At 57.8% G+C, this 23,507-nt stretch carries 20 protein-coding genes; 9 read left to right on the top strand and 11 right to left on the bottom strand.

The features are described from left to right. Nucleotides 1-9: 9 nt before the first annotated feature. From fdxH to EDF81_RS06275, 3 genes are all read left to right on the top strand, one after another. Nucleotides 10-903 (top strand): formate dehydrogenase subunit beta, encoded by an 894-nt coding sequence (gene fdxH, locus EDF81_RS06285; RefSeq protein ID WP_123347232.1) that lies wholly within the window; start codon nt 10-12, stop codon nt 901-903. Beyond that, nucleotides 893-1,525, top strand: a complete 633-nt coding sequence (fdnI, locus tag EDF81_RS06280; protein ID WP_123347231.1) for a formate dehydrogenase-N subunit gamma — start codon at nt 893-895, stop codon at nt 1,523-1,525. Before fdxH ends, fdnI begins: the two co-directional genes overlap by 11 nt. A 147-nt stretch (nt 1,526-1,672) precedes the next feature. Next, nucleotides 1,673-3,226, top strand: a complete 1,554-nt coding sequence (locus EDF81_RS06275) for a sensor domain-containing diguanylate cyclase (protein ID WP_123347230.1) — start codon at nt 1,673-1,675, stop codon at nt 3,224-3,226. Nucleotides 3,227-3,726: 500 nt separating this feature from the next. Here the strand turns inward: EDF81_RS06275 and EDF81_RS06270 are convergent, their stop codons facing one another. The 8 genes from EDF81_RS06270 to EDF81_RS06235 form a co-directional block, all read right to left on the bottom strand. Continuing rightward, a complete protein-coding gene (locus EDF81_RS06270) occupies nt 3,727-5,019 on the bottom strand; it encodes an MmgE/PrpD family protein (RefSeq protein ID WP_123347229.1) in 1,293 nt (430 codons plus the stop codon). Nucleotides 5,020-5,036: 17 nt separating this feature from the next. Next, on the bottom strand, nt 5,037-5,801 hold the full coding sequence (locus tag EDF81_RS06265; protein ID WP_123347228.1) for an ABC transporter ATP-binding protein: 765 nt from the start codon (nt 5,799-5,801) through the stop codon (nt 5,037-5,039). Further along, nucleotides 5,798-6,667: an ABC transporter ATP-binding protein gene (locus EDF81_RS06260; protein ID WP_123347227.1), complete on the bottom strand. Its 870-nt coding sequence runs from the start codon at nt 6,665-6,667 to the stop codon at nt 5,798-5,800. The genes EDF81_RS06265 and EDF81_RS06260 overlap by 4 nt, the downstream gene beginning before the upstream one ends. Further along, entirely contained in the window at nt 6,660-7,589 is a 930-nt protein-coding gene (locus tag EDF81_RS06255; RefSeq protein ID WP_123347226.1) for an ABC transporter permease, read from the bottom strand. Before EDF81_RS06255 ends, EDF81_RS06260 begins: the two co-directional genes overlap by 8 nt. Beyond that, nucleotides 7,586-8,659: an ABC transporter permease gene (locus tag EDF81_RS06250; protein WP_123347225.1), complete on the bottom strand. Its 1,074-nt coding sequence runs from the start codon at nt 8,657-8,659 to the stop codon at nt 7,586-7,588. The genes EDF81_RS06255 and EDF81_RS06250 overlap by 4 nt, the downstream gene beginning before the upstream one ends. Nucleotides 8,660-8,671: 12 nt before the next feature. Next, nucleotides 8,672-10,264, bottom strand: coding sequence for an ABC transporter substrate-binding protein (locus EDF81_RS06245; protein ID WP_123347224.1), 1,593 nt, complete (start codon nt 10,262-10,264; stop codon nt 8,672-8,674). An 18-nt stretch (nt 10,265-10,282) separates the two neighbouring features. Further along, nucleotides 10,283-11,710 carry an amidohydrolase gene (locus EDF81_RS06240; protein WP_123347223.1) on the bottom strand — a complete coding sequence of 476 codons (1,428 nt, stop codon included), beginning with the start codon at nt 11,708-11,710 and terminating at the stop codon, nt 10,283-10,285. Between the two features lie 136 nt (nt 11,711-11,846). Further along, complete coding sequence (locus tag EDF81_RS06235) at nt 11,847-12,761, bottom strand: LysR family transcriptional regulator (protein ID WP_123347222.1); 915 nt, start codon at nt 12,759-12,761, stop codon at nt 11,847-11,849. Nucleotides 12,762-13,106: 345 nt separating this feature from the next. Between EDF81_RS06235 and licT the strand changes: the two genes are divergently transcribed. The 6 genes from licT to EDF81_RS06205 all read left to right on the top strand — a co-directional run bounded on the left by licT (nt 13,107) and on the right by EDF81_RS06205 (nt 19,930). Next, nucleotides 13,107-13,937, top strand: a complete 831-nt coding sequence (gene licT / locus EDF81_RS06230) for a BglG family transcription antiterminator LicT (protein WP_123347221.1) — start codon at nt 13,107-13,109, stop codon at nt 13,935-13,937. Between the two features lie 236 nt (nt 13,938-14,173). Next, complete coding sequence (locus EDF81_RS06225) at nt 14,174-16,045, top strand: beta-glucoside-specific PTS transporter subunit IIABC (protein ID WP_123347220.1); 1,872 nt, start codon at nt 14,174-14,176, stop codon at nt 16,043-16,045. A gap of 11 nt (nt 16,046-16,056) precedes the next feature. Beyond that, nucleotides 16,057-17,529 carry a glycoside hydrolase family 1 protein gene (locus tag EDF81_RS06220; protein WP_123347219.1) on the top strand — a complete coding sequence of 491 codons (1,473 nt, stop codon included), beginning with the start codon at nt 16,057-16,059 and terminating at the stop codon, nt 17,527-17,529. Between the two features lie 109 nt (nt 17,530-17,638). After that, entirely contained in the window at nt 17,639-18,262 is a 624-nt protein-coding gene (locus EDF81_RS06215; RefSeq protein ID WP_123347218.1) for a hypothetical protein, read from the top strand. Between the two features lie 25 nt (nt 18,263-18,287). Beyond that, on the top strand, nt 18,288-19,316 hold the full coding sequence (locus EDF81_RS06210; protein ID WP_123347217.1) for a DUF1963 domain-containing protein: 1,029 nt from the start codon (nt 18,288-18,290) through the stop codon (nt 19,314-19,316). Further along, complete coding sequence (locus EDF81_RS06205; protein WP_123347216.1) at nt 19,316-19,930, top strand: hypothetical protein; 615 nt, start codon at nt 19,316-19,318, stop codon at nt 19,928-19,930. Before EDF81_RS06210 ends, EDF81_RS06205 begins: the two co-directional genes overlap by 1 nt. A 4-nt stretch (nt 19,931-19,934) precedes the next feature. Here the strand turns inward: EDF81_RS06205 and EDF81_RS23895 are convergent, their stop codons facing one another. From EDF81_RS23895 to EDF81_RS06195, 3 genes are all read right to left on the bottom strand, one after another. Next, entirely contained in the window at nt 19,935-20,213 is a 279-nt protein-coding gene (locus tag EDF81_RS23895) for a hypothetical protein (protein WP_148049912.1), read from the bottom strand. A gap of 209 nt (nt 20,214-20,422) precedes the next feature. Further along, nucleotides 20,423-22,444 carry a TonB-dependent siderophore receptor gene (locus EDF81_RS06200; protein ID WP_123347215.1) on the bottom strand — a complete coding sequence of 674 codons (2,022 nt, stop codon included), beginning with the start codon at nt 22,442-22,444 and terminating at the stop codon, nt 20,423-20,425. Between the two features lie 110 nt (nt 22,445-22,554). Next, entirely contained in the window at nt 22,555-23,502 is a 948-nt protein-coding gene (locus EDF81_RS06195; RefSeq protein WP_123347214.1) for an AraC family transcriptional regulator, read from the bottom strand. Nucleotides 23,503-23,507: the final 5 nt, after the last annotated feature.

The following is a 23,507-nucleotide window of genomic DNA, read 5'->3' as shown; positions in this document are numbered from 1 at the left end:
AGCGAAGCGATGGCCATGCAATCACAAGATATTATTAAACGTTCGGCGACTAACGGCATCACGCCGCCGCCGCAGGCCCGGAACTACAAAGCCGAGGTTGCCAAGCTAATTGACGTCTCCACCTGTATCGGCTGTAAGGGCTGTCAGGTGGCCTGCGCCGAGTGGAACGATATTCGCGATGAGGTGGGCGAGTGCGTCGGGGTTTACGATAACCCGACCGATCTGAGCGCCAAGTCCTGGACGGTAATGCGCTTTAGCGAAACCAGCCAGAACGGCAAGCTGGAGTGGCTGATCCGCAAAGATGGCTGTATGCACTGCGCGGATCCTGGCTGTCTGAAGGCCTGTCCTTCCGCCGGGGCGATTATTCAGTACGCCAACGGGATCGTCGATTTCCAGTCCGAGCACTGCATCGGCTGCGGCTACTGCATCGCCGGCTGTCCGTTTAACGTGCCGCGTCTGAATCCGGACGATAACCGTGTCTACAAATGCACCCTCTGCGTCGACCGCGTCAGCGTCGGCCAGGAGCCTGCCTGCGTGAAGACCTGTCCGACCGGCGCGATTCACTTTGGTACCAAAGAAGAGATGCGTGCCCTCGGCGAGACGCGCGTGATGCAGCTGAAAAAACGCGGCTACGAGAAGGCCGGTCTGTACGATCCTTCCGGCGTAGGCGGTACTCACGTGATGTACGTTTTGCATCATGCGGATCAGCCCGGGCTGTATCACGGCCTGCCGGAAGATCCGAAAATCGACGTACCGGTCAATCTGTGGAAGGGCGTACTGAAGCCGCTGTCGGCGGCCGGGTTTATCGCCACCTTTGCCGGGCTGATTTATCACTACGTGGGCGTGGGTCCGAACAAGGAAACCCATGACGACGAGGAAGAGGAGAACGAACATGAGCAGTAAGGGCAAAATGATACTGCGCACGAAGTTTATTGACCGTGCCTGTCACTGGACCGTGGTGATCTGCTTTTTCCTGGTCTCACTTTCCGGGATTGCGCTCTTCTTCCCGACGCTGCAGTGGCTGACGGAGACGTTCGGTACGCCGCAGATGGGGCGCATTCTGCACCCGTTCTTCGGGCTGATTATCTTTGCCGCACTGACGTTTATGTTCTTCCGCTTCGTGCGCCATAACATCCCGGAAAAAGAAGATATTCCGTGGGTGAAAGGCATTGTCGAAGTCCTGAAGGGCAACGAACATAAAGTGGCCCGCGTCGGAAAATATAACGCCGGGCAGAAAATGATGTTCTGGTCGATTATGAGCCTGACGCTGGTGCTGTTGGCGACCGGGCTGATTATCTGGCGGCCTTACTTCGCCCACTTCTTCCCGATTGTCGTGGTGCGCTGGAGCCTGCTGATCCACGCCACCGTAGCGATTGTGCTGATCCACGCCATTCTGATTCATATGTATATGGCGTTCTGGGTCAAAGGCTCCATCAAGGGCATGATCGAAGGCAAAGTCAGCGAGCGCTGGGCCAAAAAGCACCACCCGCGCTGGTTTGAAAAGCTGCAACGCGAGAAGAAATAGTCCTGCCAGCATCCCTGCCCGTCCGGGCAGGGATGTTAACTCCCTCACCGTATTAGAAAAGTTTTTCTTCATTGCGCCGTCCGGCGACCATACTCTAAATAAGACGATGCAGCAGATACGCGCGATAATTGATTACGAGGAGTGGCTATGCGGGTCAGTAAAACGATTTCCGGGGCGCTGGCGCTAAACTCGTCCCTGGGACGGAGCCTGGCATTTTTTATCGGCATTTTACTGCTGGCCAGCGTGGTCACCAGCATATGGACCCTGACCCGTTCGTGGGAGCGTACCGTCCATGAGGCGGAGCGCAGCGCCATTAACCTCTCGGTTTCCCAGGCCCGGCAGGCGGAAGATACCTTCCTGCAGGCGGAGCTGGCGATTATGGATATTCGTCGTACGGCCAGTACCATGGATTTGACCCACCTTAAGCAGCCCGCGACCAACCGCTATCTGAAAGAAATCCAGGACAGGCTGCCGCAGCTGCACGGGCTGCTGCTTTATGATGCCCAGGGCAATATGCAGGCGACCTCCTTTAATAAGATGCCGGCCATTACCAATAACAGTGACCGGGAATACTTTATCTACCACCGCCAGAACGGCCATGCCGGGGTGCATATCAGCGACGTGATCCGCAGTCGTTCCACCGGGGAACTCGTGATACCGGTATCGGTGCGTATCAACGATCCCGGCGGCGGGTTTGCCGGTGTGGCGCTGGCGACCATCAAAATCGATTACTTCCGTCATTTCTATAACTACTTTGAAATGGGCGATCGCGATACGCTCTCCCTGTTAAAAACCGACGGCACCGCGCTCTATATTCGTCCTTTCCCGGAAGAGGTAATCAACCGCAACTTCTCCGCCAGCCCGCTGTTTACCCAGGCGTTGATGACCCAGGATCGCGGCTATGCCACCTGGGTTTCCGTGGCCGATAAAGTCGAACGCATTTTCGGTTTTGCCCGCCTTGAGCGCTACCCGCTGGTGGTCGCGGCGGGCTATGACAAATCTGAGCTGTGGGCAAACTGGGTGCGCGACAGCCTGCCGGATATGATCCTTAACGCGATGCTGCTGCTGGGTATTTTGCTGATGGGGGCGATTGTTTTCCGTCAGGTCCGCATGAACGTGCGCAATCAGACGGAACTCACCGTCCTGCGTGATGAGCTGACCAGCATCAACCATACGCTGCAGCTGATGGCGCTGGCTGACGGCCTGACCGGCCTGGCTAACCGGCGTCAGTTTGACCTGTTCCTTGAAAACAGCCTCAGGTCCTCACGTGCCAGCGGCAAGCCGGTGGCGCTGATTATGATCGATGTCGACCACTTCAAGCGCTACAACGACTTTTACGGTCATGTCGCGGGCGATAACTGTCTGCGACAGGTTGGGGCGCTGCTGCACAGGCTGACACTGAATACCGACGCGCTGGCGGCCCGCTACGGCGGAGAGGAGTTTGCTCTTATCCTTCCTGAAGCGGACAAGAATGAGGCCTTTATGTTCGCCCAGAGTGCGGTACAGCTGGTTCGTGATGCGAAAATCCCCCACGTTGAGTCCGGCCTGGAAAAACCGACCCTGACCATCAGCGCGGGCTGTTTTTGCCTGACAAGCGATGGCAGCCGGGATGATGTGATGCAGATTAAAGAGGGCGCTGACCGGGCGCTGTACCTGGCGAAACAGCAGGGGCGCGATCGGGCGGTAAGCGAACAGGCTTAACTCGCTCACCCATTCAGTCAACAGCGCCGGGGCGTAACACAATGCCCCGGCGTTTTTTTGTCTTTTTTATGTTCGTTCTGAATGCAATTTCAGCGGAAAAGAAAAATAGACATAACCTAAATTTACGCCGATTAAAAACCTGTGTTAAAGTACGGACACTACACAGGAAATACGGAGTGTTCTCTCCGTCCGCCAGACATGGAACCCAAAAAATGTTAATTTTTATCGTTAGTATTGCGCTCTTGCTGACGTTCGCTGCTTTCTGTTTTACTAAGCATTACAAGGTGGTAAGCAAAAGAACGTTATTCTCTATGCACAGAAAAGGTGCAATTAAGAAGACATTATGGATATAATTTATTTATTATTCCCCCCGTTAATCAATACGGCTTAATTTAGCCGTATTGGTTATTCTATTTTGTCTGTTGATTTATCCGGGAATATCATTCATTCAAAAAATAGTGTTTCTGGCCTCTATTTTTATAACCGGGAATATAAAGGCGTTATGCCATTAGCTGGCGTATAAAAGCGATATTCTTTGCCTTTTCCAGTGTCACCATCTGCTGATAAATCCCTCCGGCGTTGTCTGTTCCCCTGCAGCAGTCGATAAATTTCGCCTGACGCTCGGCGGCGCTAAAGGGCTCTTTAAGCGTGCCTCTGGCCTGCAGACGCGAATGGCTCAGCGTGCTGCCATCTTTAAGCGTCACCGTCACCCTGTGGGGCAAGTCCGTATTTTCCGCCTCCTGCTCCGGGCTCCATGCCGTCATGCTAATCCGCGCCAGCCTGTGCTTGTTGGCCTGAGCCGCTACGGCGGACGGGGTAAAATCCTCCACGCTCAGTTCGCCTTTTTCCAGCATCACCGCCACGCAGTAAGGCATGGAAAAGCGGGCCTGCATCTCATCCGTAGGCAGCGGATACGCGAGATTGCGCCAGTTGGCGATACCCACCTGACAGTGAACCTGCTCGATATCGTCGTCTCTGAGATCGTACTGCGTCTGAAGATCGGCTATCGCATCCAGAATGCGATGCGTGGAGCCACAGCAGGGGTATTTTTTCGGCATCAGTCCGACGGATTCAATCACGTGCTGAGGATCCTGAAGCCGCGTCGGGCGGGTCAGTGTCCCGGCGTAGAGTTCGGCAAAGCCCTGCGCGCATTCGAGAATATCGAGCCGCCCGTGCAGGCCGGTGCGGGCCAGCAGCGCGGCTTCGACCGCATTGCGCGCCGCCATCCCCGCATGAAAGGGTTTCAGCGGCGTGCCGAACTGGCCTTTCACGCCGCTGGCCAGGCTAACGGCGATGCTCAGGGTCCGGGCGATGGCGGCGGCATCCAGCCCCATCAGAGCCGCAACGCCCGCCGCGCTGCCGATACAGCCAATGGTCGAGGTGCCGTGCCAGCCCGCGGTGTAGTGACCGTAGCCGACGACATCCCCGATAAAGGCCTGGGCCTGCAGGCCGACCAGATAGGCGGCGATCAGCTCTGCACCGCAGCTTTTCTGCGCCAGCGCCACCGGCAGCAGCGCCGGAAGCAGTACCGCCGAGGCGTGGCTCATGCCCGGCGCGAAATTATCGTCATAGTCGATAGCGTGGGCGGCAGTGGCGTTGAGCAGCGCTGACTGCGCCAGCCCGTGCGGTTCGTCACCCAGCATCTGTTGAACGGCACGGGTGGAAAAATCGTCCCGTCCGGCGGCCAGGCAGGCGAGGGTATCGGTAATGGCTTCGCGGGCGAGTTGTCGCGCCTGCGGACTGAACGGCGGTGGCGCAGCACACCACTGTGCCAGGGTTTCAATCAGGGTCATGGTCTGGCTCCTTGGGATCAGGCAACGCTGGCGGCAAGAAATTCGCGGGTGTAGCTTTCATCGGCTTCACCGCGTCGCAGGCGTTCGGCGCTGAGCTCTTCCAGCAATTTGCCGTGATGCATAATGCCCACCCGTTCGCACAGATGGGTGACGACGGCCAGGTCGTGAGTGACCAGTAAATAGGTCAGGTTGCGCTGCTGGCGCATCCGGCTAAGCAGGTTGAGAATTTCCGCCTGCACGGAGACATCCAGCGCCGAGGTCGGTTCATCCAGTAGCAGCACAGAAGGTTCGAGGATCAGCGCCCGGGCAATGGCGACGCGCTGACGCTGACCGCCGGAGAGCTGGTGCGGATAGCGATAGCGAAACGCATCCGATAGCCCGACCGCGTGCAGCACCTCGCTAATCCGCGCCTCGTGCCGGTCCATGCCGTGCAGCTTTAGCGGCTCGCGCAGGCTGGCCCAGACCATTTTGCGTGGATGCAGGGACGCATACGGATCCTGAAATACCATCTGCACCTGACGATAAAAGGGCTTATCGCGCAGGGGCTGCTGTTCGCGGTTATTAAACAGAATATGGCCGCGATAGTCATGATTCAGCCCGGCCAGCGCCCGCAGCAGGGTGGATTTCCCGCAGCCAGATTCGCCAATCAGCCCGTAGCTTTCACCGCGTGCCAGGGTCATATTGACCTGGTCCACCACCTGGCGGCGCTGGTTACCCCGGCCAAAGGCGATGGCTAAATCGACCATTTCAATACTGCGTTCGTTACCTGGGATCGGGTTCATAGCATCTCTCCGTTACGGTAGCAGGGGCCATTCAGCCAGGCCGGATCGCGGGTCGGCACCCGCAGGGTGTCCACCGGTTCGCGCAGCCTTGGCTGGCTGGCGAGCAGCGCCTGGGTGTAGGGGTGACGAGCCTGGTCAAGCTGGTCGGCGCGGAGCTCCTCAACAATACGTCCGGCATACATCACCAGCACCCTGTCGCAGAAGCGGGAAACCAGATTCAGGTCGTGGGTGATAAACAGCAGCCCGGTTTGTCGGCGTGCCAGCTGCTCGTCGAGAATAGCCAGGACCTGACGGCGGACGGTGACGTCCAGCGCTGAAGTGGGTTCATCGGCGATAATCAGGTCCGGTTCCGGGATCAGCATCATGGCAATCATCACCCGCTGACCCATCCCACCGGAGATCTCATGCGGGTAGAGGCGCGCCACTTTCTCAACCTCACGAATATGTACCGAGGCGAGCATCTCGTGCGCCCGCTCGCGGGCTTCGGCCTTGCTGACCCGACGGTGCAGACGCCAGGCTTCCGCCACCTGATCCCCGATACGCATCAGGGGATTGAGGGAGAAACGCGGGTCCTGGAGGATCATCGAAATCCGGTTGCCGCGAATGGCCCGCATCTGCCGTTCGCTGCTGCCCAGTAAGTCGATCTCGCCAAAACGCATTTTAGTGGCGCTGATACGGCCGATTTTCGGCGTCAGCTTGAGCAGGGCGCGGCAGGTCTGCGATTTTCCGGAGCCGGATTCGCCGACAATCGCCACCTTTTCCCGTCCGACCTGAAAACTGACGTCGCGTACCGCCAGGTGATCCTCATGGGCACCTTTAAACAGGATGCTCAGGTTTTCGACCTCTAACAGCGGAGTATTATTCATGGCGGAGATCCATCACGTCGCGCAGGCCATCACCGAGCAGGTTGAAGGCGAGGCTGGTAAACAGAATGGCTAAACCGGGAATGGCCGCAATCCAGCCATTGGTCAGCATAAATTCGCGGCCGGAGGCCAGCATTGCGCCCCATTCCGGACTGGGTGCCTGAGCACCGAGGCCGAGAAAGCCCAGCCCGGCGGCGGTCAGAATAATCGCCGCCATATTGAGGGTGACGCGCACCACCACCGACGGCAGGCACATGGGCATAATATGGCGCAGGATAATGTGCCATGACGACGCACCCTGCAGCCGGACCGCGGCGATATAGTCCATTTTGCGGATCGCCAGGGTTTCTGCCCTGGCCAGACGCGCAATCGGCGGCCAGGCGGAAAGCGAAATGGCAATAATGGCGTTTTCAATCCCCGGACCGAGCGCGGCCACAAAGGCGAGGGCCAGGATCAGGCTCGGGAAGGCGAGGAAAATATCCACCAGCCGCATCAGAACCGTATCCACCCGTCCACCGAGATAGCCCGCGCTGGCTCCGATCAGCATCCCCAGCGGGGTGATGATCAGCGCCGTCAGCCCGGCGATATAGAGGGTGATACGCGCCCCGTACAGCAGGCGGCTGTAAATATCGCGCCCCAGCTCGTCGGTACCCAGCCAGTGCTCCGCACCCGGCGGCTGCAGGCGCTGGGCCAGGTTCTGGGCGTAGATATCCTGATTGGCCAGCCAGGGTGCGAACAGCGCGGCAGCCACGATAACCAGCAGTACCAGCAGGCCAAACAGGGCCGAATGGTTAGCGCAGAAGCGCCGCCACTGGATCCACCCCAGCTGGACGTGTGCCTGCCAGGGCGTTCGCGGGGCCGGATCGCTGAGCCAGGCGCGCAGACTCTGGCGCTGTGGCTGAGATTTGCTTACGGAATCGGTCATGGGTCCTCCTGGCGCGTGCGGGGATCGAACAGACGATAGAGCAGGTCGCAGAGCAGGTTCAGGGCAACGAAGATCGCGCCGGTCAGCAGCGTACAGCCGACCACGGCGTTCATATCGCCCGCCAGCAGCGCGTTAGTCAGATAGCGGCCAAAGCCCGGCCAGGCGAAGACGGTTTCGGTGAGTACCGCGCCTTCCAGCAGCCACGCCCAGGAGAGTGCCACCACCGTCAGTACCGGCACCGCGATATTGCGAAAAGCGTGAACCCAGATGCAGCGCGCCCACGACAGCCCCTTCACCCTGGCGGTAATGATGTACTCCTGCGAAAGCTGCTCGATCATAAAACTGCGGGTCATCCGGCTGATATAGGCCAGCGCGCTCAGGCCGAGAATCGACGCGGGCAAAATGATATGGCTAAAGACGTTTTTAAAGACCGCCCAGTTGCCGCCGATCGCGCTGTCGATGAGCCAGAAACCGGTGCGCGGCTGCAGTTCGAACTCGTAGATAAAGTCGATCCGCCCCGGCCCGCCGATCCAGCCGAGAGTGGCGTAGAACAGTAGCAGCCCCATCAGCCCCAGCCAGAAGTGCGGGGTCGAGTAGCTCAGCAGGCCGACGAAGCGGATCAGATGATCAAACCACGAGTTGCGGTACATGGCGGCAAAGACACCGGCCGGAATACCGAAGCCGACGCCGATGATGGCCGCCACGGTCGCCAGCTCCAGCGTTGCCGGAAAGACGCGGGCGATATCCTGCGCAACCGGCTGGCTGGTGGTCAGAGCGGTGCCGAAATCGAGATGCAGAAGCTGCCAGACATAATCAATAAACTGCCGCCAGAGGGGCTGATCGAGTCCGAGCTGTTGATACATCTTGTCATAGGCGTCCTGGCTGGCGTTATCCCCGATAATCGCCACAACGGGGTCGATAGGCAGCAGGCGACCGATAAAAAAGGTCAGCGCCGCCAGGCCCAGCAGCGTACAGCTGATGGATATCAGCCCGTAACTGAAGCGCCTGAACTGGCGCCACAGCGGGGACGGTTGGGTATCCCCTGGTGCGGGGGCGATCGTCTGAGACATCTGCAACCTCCGTTATTTACCTGCTGCGCCGTACCAGACGCGAAAACCGTTCCAGGTCCAGTTTTTCACCGTCGGGCTGACGCCTGCGCTGTTGTACATCTGGAACATAATCGCCATCGGGCCTTTCTCCATGACGTCCCGCTGCAGCTCGCCGTACATCTCGCTGCGCTTCGCGTCGTCCGGCTCAAGCAGGGCGGCATCTACTTTCTGGTTCATTGCCGGGTCGTAGTAAGCCGCACGCCAGCTGGGATACTGCGTCGCACGGGCCTCTTTGCGGTTGTCCGGGTTAAAGACCAGACGGGAAGCGTTGCCGTAGGCGTCGGGGACCGAGGTCTGCCAGGCCATCATCGCGCTCTGGAACTCGCGTCCGCGGGCCCGGCTAAACAGCTGGGCGTTGGCCATACGTTCAAGGTTGAGTTTGACGCCGATTTTGGCCGCGTTCTGCTGGATGCTCTGGGCGATAGGTGCCGAGTGCGGCAGGGTGCCGAAGATCACCGAGGCGGTAAAACCGTTCGGGTAGCCCGCTTCACTCAGCAGCTGTTTTGCTTTCTCCGTATCCAGTTTGAACGGCTGACCGGCTTTCTCGTCCAGCGCACCGAATGCGCCAATCTGCACAAAGCTGGCGCGGGGTACGCCGAGATACGGCATCACGTTTTTGGCCAGCCCGTCGTAGTCGATCAGGTAGCGCATGGCGAGACGCACTTTCTCATTTTTGAAAATCGGATCTTCGTTATTAAAGCTCCAGAAGAAGAGCTGCGGCTTGAGGACTTTTTCCACCGCAATCTTGCCGCCCTCATCGAGCGCTTTCAGATCGTCCGCCGACAGATCGCGGGCGATATCCACGTCTCCCTGGGTCAACAGCAGCCGCTGGGTGCCGGTCTCCGCCACGTGGCGGATCAGCACCCGTTTCAGCACCGGCGCTTTGCCCCAGTAGCCCGGCGTGGCCTGCAGCATTACGCCTTCCCCGGCGTTCCAGCGGGCGAGCTGATAAGGCCCGACGCAGGCGGTGTGGGTGGTGAGGTACTTATGGCCGAGGTCGCCGTCGACGGCCTCTTTTTCCACCACCTTGCGGTTAATCAGCGATGAGACATTGTTGGCGGCGATGGCCTGCAGTACCAGGTTGGTGGGATAGGGCTTGTCGAGCGTCATCACCAGGGTTTTGTCATCGGGCGCGGTAATACGGCTATCAACATTCTCTTTCGTAAAGCCGTACTCGGTTACCTGCGCGGCGTTGCCGTAGCCGAGCTTAACCACCCGCTGCATGGACCAGGCCAGATCGCCCGCGCTGGCCGGGGTGCCGTCGGCAAACTTCAGGTTATCCTGCAGATGGAAGGTCAGGGTTTTGCGATCCTCTGAGACATCCCAGCTTTTTGCCAGCGCCGGGGCGAGCTGCGTTTCATCCTTCACGTCAAAATCCACCAGGGAATCGCAGGTATTAGCGTAGATTTCGCTGGTCACCACTTCACCAATTTGCGCCGGGTCCCAGGTGCTGATGGCGTCGATATTCCAGGCCATCACCAGCGAGTCGGGCGGCGTGGCGGCCTGTGTCATACTGCAAAACGTGCCGCTCAGGGCAAGTGCGGCGGCAATCGGGGTTAGTTTCATCTTCTTCTCCTGGGCGAGTTACAGATTGTCGGGACGCGGCTGCAGCGGCGGAGTGACCTCTGCGGGGATCGGGCAGTGGTAGGGCTTTTCGCTGACCTGTTCAAAATGGGCCTTTTTCACCTGCGCCAGCAGAACCTTGTCGGTCAGGGCGTCGATGGCGGTGGCGGCCATGACCTTCGCCACGTGGGCCAGCCCTTTATGCGCGGCGGGCATTTTGCCCTGGGCGGTCAGCTGCCAGGAGTGGCCCGGCGTGCCAATCGCCATCGTCGGGATATGGGCCTGAACGGTCGGGATCACCCAGCTCACGTCACCCACGTCGGTGGAGCCGATCATCACCTCGCCGTGGGTATCCAGCGGGATGATGTAATCGCTAAGCGGCAGGGGCTTCGTCGGTTTGATCCCGGTTTTGCGGTAGCAGCTGTCGATCTCCTCTGTGGAGAGGGTGCCCTGGATCTCAGCGGCAAAGGCCAGATCGGCGGCGTCGAACGGAACCGGCCCCAGCGCCTCAAGGTTGCGCTGCATCGCTTCCTCCAGCGGACGGTTGCCGAGCAGGTTGGAGACGGCGCTCATAATGCTGATATCGACTTTGGTGTCGGTCATCATCGCCGCGCCCTGGGCCACGCGCTTAACCCGCTCGTTAAGGTCAAACATGGCGTGGACCTCGCGGGCGCGGATGGCGTAGCGCACCGCCGCTTTGGCCTGCACCACATTGGGGGCGATACCGCCCGAGTCGAGCATCGCATAGTGAATGCGCGAATCCTGCGGCACGTGCTCGCGCAGAAATTGCACCCCGACGCTCATCAGTTCGACGGCATCCAGCGCGCTGCGGCCCAGATGCGGCGAGGCGGCGGCGTGGGAGGAGCGCCCGGTAAAGAAGAAGTCCATCCGGGTATTCGCCAGCGACAGAGGCTTAGCCACTTCGTGGTGGGCGCTCGGATGCCAGGTGATGGCGACGTCCACGCCGTCAAAGGCACCGGCGCGAGCCATAAAGGATTTCGCCGCGCCGCCTTCTTCCGCCGGGCAGCCGTAGTAGCGAACCCGGCCCGGCGTGCCGCTCTCCTCAAGCCAGGCTTTCAGCGCCGTGGCGGCCAGCATCGCGCCGGAGCCGAGCAGATTATGCCCGCAGCCGTGACCGTTACCGTTGCCCGGCAGGGGAGAGTAATGCGCCACGCCGGAGGCCTGGCTCAGGCCGGGCAGGGCATCATACTCGCCGAGGAACGCAATAATCGGCCCGCCTTCGCCTGCTTCGCCCATCACCGCCGTGGGAATACCGGCCACGTTCTCCGTGACGCGAAATCCTTGCTGCTTAAGCATCGCCGTATGCTCTGCGACCGAACGGTATTCGGTATAGCAAATCTCTGGTGCTCCCCAGACGCGGTCGCTCAGATCGCTGAAGGCTTGCTGATGCGTATCCACCCATTTCCAGACTCGCTCTTTGTTGTCCATGGCACTCCCCGGTTTAGTTGGTCAGGATAATGTCGACGCGGCTGCGTCGCCGTACCCTCAGCATGCGGGTAAAAAACGGCGGAAGGCCAATGAGCAATTCACACCGCCTATTCCGTTTTTGCATAGGTTGCCGCCATCAGGCGGCGTGGGCGGTTTCGCACTGCTGAATACGCTGCCAGAGCTGTTCCGCCTCGGGATTGCGCAGCACCGGCTGGCGATAGAGGCGGATCGCCAGTTTGATCTCCCAGTCATCGCTCCCGGCCCGGACCAGCGCGCCGCTGGACAACTCCTCGTGCACCAGGCTGAGCGGTAGCCAGGCCACGCCGCCGCCTGCCAGCACCATCGCCTTGAGGTTGACCGACATGCCGTTTTCATACACCGGCTCCAGGGGCAGGGGATGTTCACTCAGCATCTGGGCCAGGGCATGGGCAAAAAAGGAGTGGCTGCCGTAGCTCAGCCAGGGGATAGGCTTGCCTTTATTATCAATCGGGTAGAGTGGCTGGCCGCTGCTGTCCGGGCGGCAGACCGGGATCGCCCACTCGCGCCCCAGTTGCAGCATCGGGTAGGGATCCAGCTGATGGATCAGCGACACCGCGTCGTGGGCGTAGGTCAGCAAGAAATCCGACTCGCCGCTGTGCAGCGTGGCGATATGCTCCATAAAGCTCGGCTTGGAGTTGCACATGCGGATATACCCCAGCTGCTGGTGCAAATTCAGCCGCTGGATCCAATCGGGGAAAAAGGTCAGCGAGAGCGTATTGAGCATGGCAAAACGCAGCACGGCGGTGCGCGAGTGAAAGCGCTGGTGCAGATCGTTGCGCAGCTGGTTCATTGAGAACACCGTATCGTGGGCGGTGGCGAGAAAGGTTTGCCCCTCCGGCGTCAGGGTGATGGGCCAGGTCTTACGGTCAAACAGCGGCACGCCCAGCCACTCCTCAAGCTGGCGGATGCGGCGGCTCAGGGCGGACTGGGTGATATGCCGCTCGTCGGCGGCGCGGGTAAAGTTCAGACTGCGGGCAACGCTGAGAAAATCCTCGAACCATTTCAATTCCATAGCGAAAACCTTTTGCATGAATGAATGGGAGAAAGTGATACGCAAGAAACGCGCCAGACTCGCAGGCGGCGGAATACGGCGGCGGTAAGAGCAAAATGGTCGGGACGCCCCCAGAAGTGCGCAGAAAATGCACCGCTGAGGTGCAGCTCTATGTGACAGACATCACAATTGAAATTCTGGCCGATGGCTAACCTCGTGAAGCCGTTGACGGAGACCAGGGCAGGTGGTAATTTCATTCAGTCAATTTGAGCTTGTTACCGCGAAGCGGGCAAAACGTAAATACAGACTGAGTGCACTGCACCGGCTGTTTTTTTGTTTTGCCCGTTTTTCATTCCGGAGTTTGAGATGCGTATCCGACAAATTCTCAATAACAATGTAGTCAGCGTCGTTGATGCCTCCGGTAGCGAGTTTATTCTGACCGGGCGGGGACTCGGCTTTAATGCCCGGGTCGGGGATGACGTGGCGCAGGACAAGGTCGAAAAGACCTTTACCCTCGACGATGCCACCCATTCGCGCTTTAAGGTGCTGATTGATGAGATCCCGCTGGAAGTTATTCAGCTCACCGACGATATTGTCAGGCTGGCGGCGTCGACGCTGGGCTATAAGCTGAGCGACGGGCTGTATGTGTCGCTGGCCGATCACCTGCACTACGCCCTGGAGCGGCAGAAGAACAACCAGGAAATTATCAACCCGCTGCAGTGGGAAGTGCGCCATTTTTATCAGAAAGAGTATCTGGTTGCGCACCAGTCGCTGGCGCTGATCGCCTCGCGAACCGGCGTCTTATTGCCGGATTCGGAAGCCTGCAGCATCGCGCTGCATATTGTGAATGCTGGCGGCCACAATACGACCGGGCAGATTGTCGACGTTACCAAACTCATCTTTCAGATCCAGAATATTGTGAAGTACTGGTTCGGTGTGGCAATTGATGAGCAGGGCCACAACTACCAGCGATTTATTACTCACGTAAAATTTTTCGCCCAGCGGGTCGTTAACGGCATGGTACTGGATAACGATGACGAAGAGCTGTTTAGTGAAATTCATAAAAAGCATGAAAAGACGGTTGGCTGCGTCAATGCGATTAGTGAATTTATTATCAAGAATTACCGTCATACGATGAGTAAGTCGGAAAAACTGTATTTGACCGTGCATATTTATAATCTGATGCATCGTCACTAATTTCCATACAGGATTGTTACTGTTTTACCCTAAATAATTCGAGTTGCATCAAGGCGGCAAGAGAGTGAATCCCCGGGAGCTTACATCAGTAAGTGACTGGGGTGAGCGAGTGCAGCCAACGCAGAAGCAGCTTGAAGTATGACGGGTATTAATCAGGCAAACCCCAGAGGAAACATAACGTCGGTTAATACCGGCTATTGTTGACGGGATTTCGATCCCATTCTGGAGTCGTATTTATGGACTATCAAAAAACTGCCCGCGAGATTATTTCGCTGCTCGGCGGTGAAACTAATATTGTTTCGCTCTTTCACTGTATTACCCGTCTGCGTCTGAGCCTGCGCGATCTGGAAAAGGTTGATCGCAAGGCACTACAGGATCTGGATGGCGTGATGGGGATTAATCTCTCCGGCGATCAGTTCCAGATTATTATCGGCAGTAAAGTGTCGCAGGTCTGTCAGGCGATGCAGGCTGAAATTCCGCGCCTGGCAACAACGGCGGAAAAAACCGAGGCCCCACAGGAAAAGAGGCGCAGCCTGGTATCGGCGGCGCTGGAAACCATTTCCGGGATCTTCTCACCGATTATTCCGGCGATTGCCGGGGCCGGTATTTTAAAAGGGCTATTATCCCTTTGCCTTTCATTCGGCTGGGTTGCCAGCACTAATCAGACCTTTCAAATTCTTACCGCTATAAGCGACGGGGTATTCTATTTTATCCCGCTGGTGCTGGCCTTTAGCGCGGGGAATAAATTTGGCGCCAGTCCTTATTTATCGGTGGCGCTGGCCGCCATATTGTTCCATCCGGCGCTGGTGACGTTGCTGAAATCAAACGAGCCGGTTGCCTTCCTCGGCCTGCCCGTGGCACCGGTCTCGTATGCGTCATCGGTGATCCCCATTGTGCTGTCGGTCTGGCTGCTGAGCTACGTTGAGCGCTTCTTCAACCGACTGGTGCCGAACGCGCTTAAAACCATGTTTGTGCCGCTGCTGAGCCTGATTATCGTCGCGCCGATCATGCTGATTGTCATTGGCCCGGCGGGAATTTCCGTGGGTAATGCACTCTCCGGCGGGATTATCTGGCTGGTGGAAAATATGGGGCCGCTGGCGGGGATCATTATTGGCGGCACGCTGTCGCTGATGATTATCACCGGGATGCACTATGTGCTGGTGCCGATCATTATCAACAATATCAGCCGTCTCGGTTACGACCCCTTCAAAATCATTATGTACGTTGCCAACTTTGGCCAGGCCGGGGCCGCCTTTGGCGTCTTCCTGCGCTCGAAAAGCAAAAAGACCAAATCTCTGGCGCTCTCCACCTCCTTTACCGCGCTGATGGGGGTCTCTGAACCGGCGATGTACGGGGTGAATATTCGCTTTAAGCGGCCGTTTGCCGCCGCACTGATTGGCGGCGCGTGCGGGGGCGGTTTTGGCCTGACGCTGGGCGTTAAAACCTATGCCTACGCCTTAAGCGGCCTGCCGGGCCTGCCCGCGCTGGTGGGGCCAACTTTCGGCTGGGCGCTGGTCAGTATGGCGATTGCCTTCGGCGTTGCCACTCTGGTCACGCTGCTGCTGGGCTTTGAAGAAGAGGCGCAGACGCCGCCGGTGAAAGAGAAAGAGGCCGAGCCCGTTGTTGAAGCACCCGTTTCTCTTGCCAGCGAGCAGGTCTGGGCTCCGGTAAAAGGGTCGCTGGCCCCGCTCGGGCAGCTGAGTGACCCGGTATTCGCCGATGAAATCTTTGGTAAGGGTATGGCTATCGTCCCGGAAACCGGCCTGCTGGTCTCGCCGGTAAAGGGCTCCGTCGGCTCGGTCTTTGCCACCAATCACGCCATTACTCTGGAGAGCGAAAGCGGGGCCGAGGTGCTGATCCATATCGGTATCGACACGGTGAAGCTTAACGGACGGCACTTTACCCGCCTTGTTGAGGACGGCCAGACGGTGAATATCGGCGACCCGCTGATCGCCTTTGACCTTGATGCCCTGCGCCAGGAAGCCATCGACCCCAGCGTTATCGTTGTTGTCACCAACAGCGATCGCTACAGCGAGATCCGCGAAACCGCGGCCGAAAGCGTTGAAACACGCGACGCATTTTTAAAACTCACAGCGTTAGCTGTTTAAGGAGAATCATCATGTCAGTGAACAAACATTTTCCAGAAAACTTTCTGTGGGGCGGCGCGACCGCGGCAAACCAGCTGGAAGGCGCCTACGATGCCGATGGCAAAGGGCTTTCCGCATCTGACGTCTTTATCTTTGACAGCGAGGCTCCGAAAGAGCGCTGGCTCGATCAGTGGGCGGGAATGACCCACGCCCAGGTCGCCGAGGCGCAGGATCCGCAGAGCAAAAAGTACTATCCCAAACGCCGCGGGAATGACTTCTATCATCACTATCAGGACGATATCGCCCTGTTTGCGGAAATGGGCTTCAAATGCTTCCGTATGTCGATTGCCTGGACGCGCCTTTTCCCGCGTGGGGATGAAACGCAGCCGAACGAAGCCGGTCTGGCGTTCTACGACCGTGTTTTTGACTGCCTGCGCAGCCACGGTATTGAGCCGATTGTTTCGCTCTCCCACTATGAGATGCCCCTGACGCTGGTTACCGAATACGGCGGCTGGCCGAACCGTAAGATCGTCGATTTCTACGTGCGCTTTGCAACCACCGTGTTCGAGCGCTATCGCAAGAAAGTGAAGTACTGGATGACCTTTAACGAGATCAACTGCGTTAAGCATCACCCGTACGTCAGCGTTGGCGTTATCGAAGAGAATCATCCCAACCTCGAGCAGGCCAAATATCAGGGCGCGCATCATCAGTTTGTTGCCAGCGCCCTGGCGACCAAAGCCTGCCACGCGATTATTCCAGGCTCTCAGGTCGGGTGTATGATCAGCTACCAGATCCTTTATCCGCATACCTGCCATCCGGACGATCTGCAGGCTTGCGAAGAGGCTCAGCGCGTCTCCCTGTTCTTCAGCGACGTGCAGGCCCGTGGCGCCTATCCGGCGTGGACCGACAGGATGTTTGCCGCTAAAGGCGTGGTGCTGGAAAAAGCCGTCGGTGATGATGAGATCCTGCGCCAGCATCCGGTCGATTTCGTCTCGTTCAGCTACTACATGTCGAGCACCGTCAGCGCCCATCCGGAAAAACTGGAAGGCGTGCAGGGCAACCTGATCACCGGCGGTATCCGCAACCCGCATCTGCCCGAGAGCGACTGGGGCTGGCAGATTGACCCGCAGGGCCTGCGTCTGGCGCTGAACCAGCTGTATGACCGTTACCAGAAGCCGGTCTTTATTGCCGAAAACGGTCTGGGCGCGGTGGATAAAGTCGTGCCGGGCGGTGAAATTCAGGATGACTACCGCATCGACTATCTGCGCCTGCATATCGAGCAGATGAAAGAGGCGATTGCCGACGGCGTGGATCTGTTTGGCTACACCTGGTGGGGACCTATCGATATGGTTAGCGCCAGCACCTCACAGATGTCCAAGCGCTACGGTTTTATCCATGTCGATCAGGATGATATGGGTAACGGCACCCTGAAACGCTCGCGTAAAAAGAGCTTCCACTGGTACAAAAAAGTGATTGCCAGCAACGGCGAAGACCTTCTCAGCTAATTCCCTATAAAACAGGCTCGGGCATCCGGGCCTGCTATTTTGAGCAGTAGCCCCGCATCGCCCGTCTGAATATACTAAACCCTCTAATTTATTACGGAATAGAACTGCTATGGAACAGGCTAGCTGGGATGACTTTGCGCTCTATTTTGCGCAGGAAGGGAGTAAACAGGCGAGCGCGAAACGCCGGGCTTTTTTACGCTCGCAGGGTGAAGAGGCCGACGACCTTGATGATGAGATGGATGCTTATCGAATGGCGTTTTTGTCGGCCTACAATATTATGATCGACTGGCGGGAAGGGGTGTTTACCCTGCTTGAGTCGCTTGATGAGCAACTGGATGATTCGCTGTTTTCCGTTGAGTTTGACTATGACAGTGAGATCGAAACGGCCACCGTTACGCTGATGGGAACTTCGCACGTCTTTCAACATGCGGCATTAGGCGAGGATGGCTTTGAGCAGACGATGGCCCAACTTGAACCGCTGCTGTTGCAGATTGGCTACAGCCTGCGTATTCACGTAGAGAGCCTTAGCGATACCCTGACGCTGCTATTGCTGCCCGACACCTTCTGGCAGCGTGCGGATAACCTCTTTGGTCCTGCCGTTGTGAAAGAACACTTTGTTCGCACTGGCCAGACGCCTCTGGAAACGACGACAGCCCCGCGCACAAAAATCCAGTGGTGGGTATTGATCCCGGTGGTGGTCATCGTCGGCGGGATACTCTATTCACAACTCTGATTGGCCTGTGCAAAAGGAGCATTCTATGCAAGATAATCTCTCTCCTCAGAACGACTCAGTCCCGTACGCCCTGATGGCGGAACACTCTGCCCGGCGGCAGACTCTGCAACAAAAATTACTCAAGGGTCTGGAGCCGCACCTTGCCCACGCCGTGGCAGGCACATTACGCAGCAGCGTCGATTTCTATCACGCCGAAAAGGAAACGTACGCCGGGACGGGAAATATGCGCCTGGGTGGAATGGCGGATCTGCCGGAGGATATCCCCTGGCCCACCGTTGCGATTACCGAAGAGGCGTTGCTGGAGTGTGACGATTTATGGGAGGAGGATGAATCGGGACAGGAGACGGCTGTTTTTCCATGGGATGACGCAGCCCAGGTTTATCACTACCCGATGGAGTTTATTGCGCAAATTGATTGCCATGCTCTTAGCGGGTTGCAGGACTATTTGCCGCGCGACGGCATGCTGTTCTTTTTTCTGGACTGCGGCAGTTCGATGCTGGCCTCGCGCGGCAGGGTGATCTATGTGGCAGACAAAACGACTCTGCGCAGCGGAAAGCGCTTCGCCGGGATACGGTTTAATGATATCAGCACCCTGGGCGAGAAACTCTCCTTCAGCCTTGAGGCAAAGGCCAGCGTTACGGCACCCAGTTTTTACGCCCTCGGACAAAATCCGCATCTTGAAGCGGCCCTGGGGCGTCGGCTGGATGAGGCACAAAGGACCGCGCTTGACGATGGCTGCTACGACGACCCGCTTTCGGCGCTCTTTTTCCCTGAATACTATGCCTGGCAACTGAGGGAGATGGATGACACTGATTTCCTGCCGGACTATCAGGGCATTGCCAGAATTAACGGCTGCGGTTTTAGCCAGCATGAACTGCCCGAATTGCAGGCGGCGAGCGCGCTGGGCGGTGATGCTGAGGATTATCTGGTGCTTTTTAAGGTCGATCTTTCTGGGCAGTTTCAGTGGGGATATGAATGGTTAAATATCATTATCCACCGGAACGATCTGGCCGCACTTCGCTTCGACCGTATTTATATGGTGTGTGATTATTGATGACCAGGCGCTTTAAAAACCTCGCTAAACCGCAGAATACCCGGCTGGCAAAACAGTTCTCCTGGGTGCAAAAGGCAACCGAAGACTGTACGCCATCGGAGTGCTGCTGGGTGGGCGTGACGATTTTCCCCCACTGGCTGCATGAGGACCGCTCATACTGGCGCATTAGTGAAGCCACCGATGCGCAAAAGCGCGACTGGGATCGGCGCATCGCCGAGTTTCTGCGCGGGCTGGCCGCGCTCGATACGCCCGTGCACTTCCGCTATCGCGGACGTCCCAGGGGCGTCACCCAGCGCCTGCAGTTTGCCCGCTTTACCGGCAGCGAGCCGGTCGATACGTATCTCCAGCGTCGGTATGACGAGGCTTACAACCCTCAGGTGGTGCTGCCTGAACTCGGTATTAATCTCCGTTTTGGCGATGACTGGACGCTCTATCTGGTTTATCACAGCCAGGACCGCCTGCTGCCCGTTTGCGAACTGGCGGCGCGACTGGCGCTTTACCTGCTGCCGATATTCTCGGTAAGGGAGCTAAATCAGTATGGGGCGCTTGCTGAGGCGCTGAAAGAGAAGGGGCTGGATGCGGTTCTTTATCGGCCTGCGAAGGAGGAAGCCTGATGCGTTATAGTGACTCTTTTGATGAAGATATCCATTTTCTGATTAAAAACATCACGACGATGTAGCAAACCGCTGCAACCAACAGAGAAAAACTGATGTCTGCATAGAACCATAAGTCATCAAAATTTTCCTGACTTGAAAAACCATATAACCACTCAGAGAAATTAGAAGATGTCTCATAACTAATAAATTTTGAGGCATCCGTTAGCGTTGCAGCCAGAGAAAAAAAAGAGATGAACAGAACGGTTCTCCCTGAAAAATGCACTAATCCTTGTTTGATCATCTGTGACTCAGTATCCCCGAAGCTCGTGGTATAGCTTTTGATATCCTAATTAAGGTTCGAGAAATGTGTAGATGAAATCGTTGGAAGTGTTATCCCGGATGCGATATTAATTTGGTGAATATTTGGCGAGTGATTGATAGTCGACATTTGATTACGTGATTCACCGGTTATCCAGGCCTCCCTGCCCGGATAACCGCACCACTCAACGATTAAAACATATCGACACGAACGTCCATTCCCACGGTTCGGCCCTGGTTGACCTGCGCCCAGGCATCGTTGCCGCTGGCGTAGGCATAGGTGCGATAGCGGCGGTCGAGCAGGTTATCAACATACATTGCCACGTTGAGGCGTTCAGTGGCCTGCCAGCCCAGACGGAAGTCCATGGTGGCGTAGGTGCCCTGGCGCAGCGTGTTATCACCGTCGAAGTAGTGCGCGCCGGTCAGGTTAGCGGCGAGACGCGGCGACAGCGGGCCAAAACGGGTGTCGATAGTGCCGCTGATGCCGGTACCCGCGCTATATTGCGGTACAAAGGGGACTTTGTTGTTCTGGTACAGCAGGCTGTCTGAGCTGAATTCCGAACGCACCACGCCGCCGTTAATATCCCATGCCCAGCCCGGCGTAAATTGCCATTTAGCGCTCAGTTCCAGTCCGCTGGCGTTGGCGCTGCCCGCGTTGCTCAGGCTCTGCATGCCTGGCGCACCGGAGTAAAGCTGCATATCCCGGGTGTGGGTGTAAAACAGGGCTCCCTCAAGCGCCAGGGCGTCTTTTTCATAGCGCGAACCGATTTCATAGTTAATCGATTTTTCGGCTTCATAAGGCGTGGCCGGGGTATTGGCCGCCGGAAGCAGGTTAAAGCTGGCCGGTTTATAACCCTGGGCGATGCGGGTGTAGACGCGCCAGTTGTCGGTCAGCAGATAACCGGCAGAGACCTGGCCGAGCACCTGATTATCTTCGTGGGTATTCTCATCGCCAAAGGGCGAACCCAGCTGCTGCCCGTGATAGCGGGTTTTCGACCTGTCGTGAGAGAAACGGACGCCGCCGCCAAGATCGACACGATCGGTGATATGCCAGGTCAGATCGGTGTAGGCCGCGAGGGTTTCCTGGGCGGTGGCGGAGTGGGTCTGCATATAGTTCATCGTCGGCATATCATAGGCCAGATCGATCTTCTGCCGGGTATTCTGCCGGTACAGCCCGAAGACCATATCCAGTTCACGCCCTTTGCCGTAGGTCGCCGCACGCAGCTCCTGGACGTCCTGATTCCAGCGCTCCGGCATATCGGCAACCAGGGTGCCGTTGGGGAAGGTCCGGGCATAGTTCTGCTGCTGCCAGGCGCCGACAAGGCTGAAAATCCAGTTATCCGTGCTGTAGCGGCTGGTTAAAGACTGGCTGTGGGTGCAGCGGCGAAGGCTGGGATCGGGCGCGCCGTCGGCGATGCCCAGGGTCCGGCCCTTAATATTATTAAACGGCAGGTAAGTATCCTGCGAGGCGCGGGTACAGTCCTCGGTCAGCGACACGCTGGCCTCCCAGGGCGCCTCATCCGGCGCCAGTCGCAGGCGAACATTGCCCGCCCGGGTCCGGGTGCTGCCCAGATCGTCATGGCCCGTTGCCGGGTTGATCAGATCCCCACCGTATTTTTGTTGCTGTAGCGTCACGCTGCCGTAGAGCAGGCCATCCTGAATGGGGCCGCTAAGATTGAGTTTGCTCCGATAGCCGTCCCGGCTGCTGATCCCGCCTTCAATATAGCCCCGGGGCGTGCTGTCCGGCTGTCGGGTGATGATATTAACAATCCCACCCTGGGCGCTTCTGCCGTACAGCGTTCCCTGCGGACCTTTCAGCATCTGGACGCGTTCAACATCGGTCAGGGTCTGCCAGGTGTTGGTCGCCAGCTGCGGAACATCGTCCACATACAGCGCCAGAGACGGGTTGTAAAAATCCTGCGCCGAAGAGACGCCGCGCAGTGAAATGATCGGGTACAGCAGGTTGCCGCTGTTCTCCATCTTCAGGCCGGGAAGCACCCGGTTAAGCTGCTGGGTGTTGGTCACGTTGGCATCGGTCAGTTCGACGGCGCTGACCTCCGTTGAGGCCACGTTTTGCGCCGAGGCGGAGAAAGGGGACTGTTTACCGGTGGTGACAACCAGCGTCTCCTCCTGAACCGGAGCGGCTTGTGCCAGCAGACAGGGGGAGAACAGCATCCCGGAAAGGGCGAGCGGATATAAGCGTGCGATGTGCATAGGGCGATCTCTGAAGTGGTCCAAATGCAGTAATGATAATTATTTGCATATTCGCAGCTACCCGGATGCGGATTATTTCCACCCGATTCGGGTAGCCTGGCAGGAGGCGGCTAAAAGCGGCGCTTAAAGGAGGAGGGATTGACCCCGAACTGCTTATAAAAGGCGGCGGTAAAGTGGCTGGCGTTGGTATAGCCCAGATCTATCGCCACCCGCATAACCGGCATGCTGCCCGCCATCAGGCGGCGTCGGGCCTCATGCATGCGTTCAGCCTGAAACAAACCGTAGACGCTGTGATTGAATAACAGACGAAAACCGCGCTTGATTTTTAACACGCTCAGGCCGGTTTCCCGCGACAGAGCGGCGAAGGTCGGGGCCTGGGTTAAATCACTGAGCAGGAGATCTTTCGCCCGCAACAGTTTCTGACGGTCGGCCTGGCTGAGCTGGGCCGCAGGCAGAATGCGCTCCTGATGCGCCTCCAGGACCAGACTGAGAAACACCATACTCTGCCCCTGTAACCACAGGGATGACGGTGCCGTGCCGTCTGTACAGCTACGCGTCAGCGCCTCGCCCAGTATCCGCGCCGTGGAGTGCATTTCTGCGCTACAGGGACGCTGAAGAATGCAGCGCTGACCGCCCATCTTCTGCTGGAGATCGGGGGCCATTTCAGGCACCCAGCGCCTGAGTGCCTCGGGCTGAAATGAGACGGTCAGGCTCTCATATTTTCCCTGATAGGACGACACGGCGCGACAGTCCGGGGTGTGGGTAATACAGTTCTGACCCTGCTGAAGCATTAACTCCGGCGCATTGGCCATTTGCAGGCTCGATTTTCCCTGCAGCGTGCAGGAAAAGTTGATATGCCCCATATCATCATGCAGCTGCAGCGCCACCCGGCGCGAAAAATCACCGCGCCAGAGAATAAGGTCGATCCCCTCCTGTAAGGGGTAACGCAGCAGGCTGCATTCGGCGGTGGTGGTGAGCTGCGGCACGCCGAGGTCGTCCATCAGGTTACGGACGGATACCGTTGTCGTCAGGGCGGGGGTGATGGGCGAGTCGCTCATGATGC

The sequence above is a fragment of the Enterobacter sp. BIGb0383 genome (assembly GCF_003751845.1).
Classification (GTDB): Bacteria; Pseudomonadota; Gammaproteobacteria; order Enterobacterales; family Enterobacteriaceae; genus BIGb0383.
This window is presented reverse-complemented; position numbering and strand designations above follow the sequence as displayed.